The sequence below is a fragment of the Dietzia sp. HMSC21D01 genome (genome assembly GCF_001815995.1).
Lineage (GTDB): Bacteria > Actinomycetota > Actinomycetes > Mycobacteriales > Mycobacteriaceae > Dietzia > Dietzia cinnamea.
In genome coordinates, this window is sequence record NZ_KV824128.1 from 1 (window position 1) to 3,433 (window position 3,433).

2 protein-coding genes are annotated in these 3,433 nt (G+C 73.1%); both read left to right on the forward strand.

Features of this window, described 5'->3' with window-relative positions:
• Positions 1 to 119: 119 nt before the first annotated feature.
• A complete protein-coding gene (locus HMPREF3086_RS16360) occupies positions 120 to 2,033 on the forward strand; it encodes a peptidoglycan D,D-transpeptidase FtsI family protein (protein WP_083324493.1) in 1,914 nt (637 codons plus the stop codon).
• Between the two features lie 74 nt (positions 2,034 to 2,107).
• Positions 2,108 to 3,433: UDP-N-acetylmuramoyl-L-alanyl-D-glutamate--2,6-diaminopimelate ligase (locus tag HMPREF3086_RS16365; RefSeq protein ID WP_070722968.1), on the forward strand; the 1,326-nt coding region annotated here is incomplete at its 3' end.

The window sequence follows — 3,433 nt, forward strand, 5'->3', positions numbered from 1 at the left end:
CCCCCGACCCGGTGTCCCCGGCCGCGCCGCCCGCCCCGGCGGCGCCTGGTGACGGTGCCGCGACGCTCGCCCCGGTGCCCGGACAACCCTTCTAGCACCCCACCCGAAAGGCCCCCGAGATGACCGAACGACGCACCCCGGAAGCGGGACGCCGGGCTACCTCGGGTGACCCGCGCGCCACCGAACCGCGCGTCGGACGGCCACCGAACCGGTTCGGGCGGGTTCTCACCACCAACTCGACCGAGCGCCGGTTCACCTTCATGCGGTCCGCGTTCGCGCTGATCATGGTGATCGCCCTCGTCAAACTCTTCTGGGTGCAGACCATCGGGGGCACCGAACTCGCGGCCCGCGCCGAGAGCCAGCGGCAGGTCCACCAGGTCCTGCCGGCCGCCCGCGGGGCGATCGTCGACCTGGACGGCGACCCCATCGCCTTCACCCGCGAGGCCCGCGACCTGTCGATCCAGCCGCTCGTCGAACAGCAGAACGCCGAGGCCCGCCGCGAGCTCGACAGCACCAAGCCGACGTGGGACGAGCTCGTCGTGGAGATCGCCGACGAGTTCGAGGCCGTTCTCGGCGACGCCGTCGACCGCGACGAGATCGAGGCCAAACTCTCGTCCGGCGGAGGCTTCACCTACCTCGTCCGCAACGTCGACGTCACCCAGGCCAACGCGATCGTCCGCAAGTACCCGATGATCGGCGCCGAGCGCGTCGACATCCGCGAGTACCCGGGCGGCGCACTCGCCGCCAACGTCGTCGGCGCCACCACCAAGAGCGACGAGGGCAAGCTGATCGGCCTGCAGGGCATCGAGTCCCACTTCAACGATCAGCTCGACGGCGAGGACGGCCGGCAGACCTTCGACCGGGCCCAGGACAACACGGTCATCCCCGGCACTCTGCGCAACATCACCGAACCCCGCGACGGCGACACGATCCGCCTCACCCTCGACGCCGACCTGCAGTGGCACGTCCAGAAGGCCATCCAGTCCGCCAAGGACACCTCCGGCGCGAAGAGCGCCTCGGCCGTCGTCCTGGACGCGCGGACCGGCGAGGTGCGGGCGATGGCGAACGACAACACGTTCAACCCCGCCGTCGGAGTGGGCGCCGAGCTCGAGCGTGGCGCCGACCTCGGCAACCCGGCCATCACCTCCCCGTTCGAGCCGGGCTCCGTGCAGAAGATCATCACCGCGGCAGCCGCGATCGAGGCCGGACTGACCCACCCGGACGAGGTGCACTCGGTCGACGGCAGCATCCGCATGGAGGGCGTCACGGTCTCCGACGCGTGGCAGCACGGACCCACGCCCTACACCACCACCGGCATCTTCGGGAAGTCCTCCAACGTCGGCACCCTCATGCTCGCCCAGCGGCTGGGCAAGGAGCCGTTCTCGCAGTACCTGGAGAGGTTCGGCCTCGGCCAGCGCACCGGTATCGAACTGGCGGGGGAGTCGGAGGGCCTCGTGCCCGACCTGCAGAACTGGCAGGGGGGCACGTTCGCCAACCTGCCTATCGGGCAGGGCCTGTCCATGACCACCCTGCAGATGGCCGGGATCTACCAGACCATCGCCAACGACGGCGTCCGGGTGCCGCCCCGGATCGTCGCCGAGCGGGTCGGTCCTGACGGCGAGAGCCACCCCACCGAACGCCCCGAGGGCGAACGCGTGGTCAGCACCGAGACCGCCCGCACCGTGCGCGACATGTTCCGCGCGGTCGTGCAGTCCGGGCCCGGCGCCCAGGCCGGTACCGGCCCCCAGGCCGCGGTGGCCGGCTACCAGATCAGCGGCAAGACCGGCACAGCGCAGCAGATCGACCCGGGCTGCTCCTGCTACTCCAACTCGCGGTACTGGATCACCTTCGCGGGCATCCTGCCGGCCGACGACCCGCGCTACGTGATCGCCATCATGCTCGACGCGCCCTCGCGCGGCGTCCTCGGCGCGTCGGCCGCCCCGCTGTTTCACGACATCGCGTCATGGCTGGTCAACAGGGACAACATCCCCCCGTCCGCCCCCGCGCCGGAACTGGTCCTGCAGGCGCGGTGACCGACGCCCGGCAGGGTAGCGTGTAGCGGGTTCACGGGAGGGATCGAGCGAGGAAGGCGGGGCGAGGACAGGCGATGACCACGGCGCGACAGCTGGCAGATGCGGTGGGGGCCAGGCTCCTCGGCGACAGGTCCGGGGCCGACGTCGACCTCACCGGGGCGACCATCCGGGCCCAGGACTGCGGTCCGGGCATCCTCTTCGCCGCCCTGCCCGGTACCCGGGTCCACGGCGCCTCCTTCGGTGCCACCGCCGTCGAGGCGGGCGCGGCCGCGGTGCTCACCGACCCCGAGGGCGTCGAACTGATGTCCGCCGTCGCCGGACGCCTGCCCGTCCTCGTCCACCCCGCCCCGCGGGCGGTACTCGGCGCCGTGTCCGCGGCGGTGACCGGCGACCCGTCCGCCGACCTCGACGTCGTCGGCATCACCGGCACCTCCGGCAAGACCACCACCACCTACCTCGTCGAGGCCGCCCTCGAGAGGTGCGGGCACGTGGCCGGTCTCATCGGCACCACCGGTAGCCGCGTGGACGGCCGCGCCCTGCCCAGCCGACTCACCACCCCCGAGGCCCCCGAGTTCCAGGCACTGCTCGCCCGGATGCGAGCCGCGGGGGCACGCGCCGTCGCGGCGGAGGTCTCCAGCCACGCCCTGCGGCTCGGCCGGGTGGACGGCGTTCGGTTCGCCGTGGGCGCGTTCCTCAACCTGTCGCAGGACCACCTGGACTTCCACCCGAGCATGGACGACTACTTCCGCGCCAAGGCGCGGCTGTTCGACGTCGAGGCGGACCCGGGCTCGGCGGTGTGGCCGGCCGAGCGGGCGGTCGTCGTGATCGACGACGAGTGGGGCCGCCGCCTGGTGGGGATGCGCCCGGACGCGGTGACCGTGTCCGCCGATCCCGGCGCCGACGCCGACTGGACGGCCGGGGAGTCCACCCCGACCGACCGCGACACCCAGGAGTTCACCGTCCACGGGCCCCGCGGAGTGGCCATCGACGTCGAGCTCCCGCTGATGGGTCGGTTCAACGTCGCCAACGCGCTCGTGGCGCTGGCGATCGTCGACGCCCTGGGCGGGGACGTCGCCGCAGCCGCGGCCGGACTCATGCGGGTGCGGGTGCCCGGCCGCCTCGAGCCGGTCGTGCGCGGCCAGGACTTCCGCGTCCTCGTGGACTACGCCCACAAGCCGGGTGCGGTCGCCGCGGTCCTGCGCTCCGTCCGCGCGCAGACCGAGGGCCGTGTGGCCGTGGTCCTCGGCGCCGGGGGCGACCGCGACCCGGGTAAGCGCCCCAAGATGGGGGCCGCCGCGGCCGAGATCGCCGACCTCGTGGTGGTGACCGACGACAACCCCCGCAGCGAGGACCCCGCCGCCATCCGCGCCGCCGTCCGCGCGGGGGCCGAACAGGCCGCC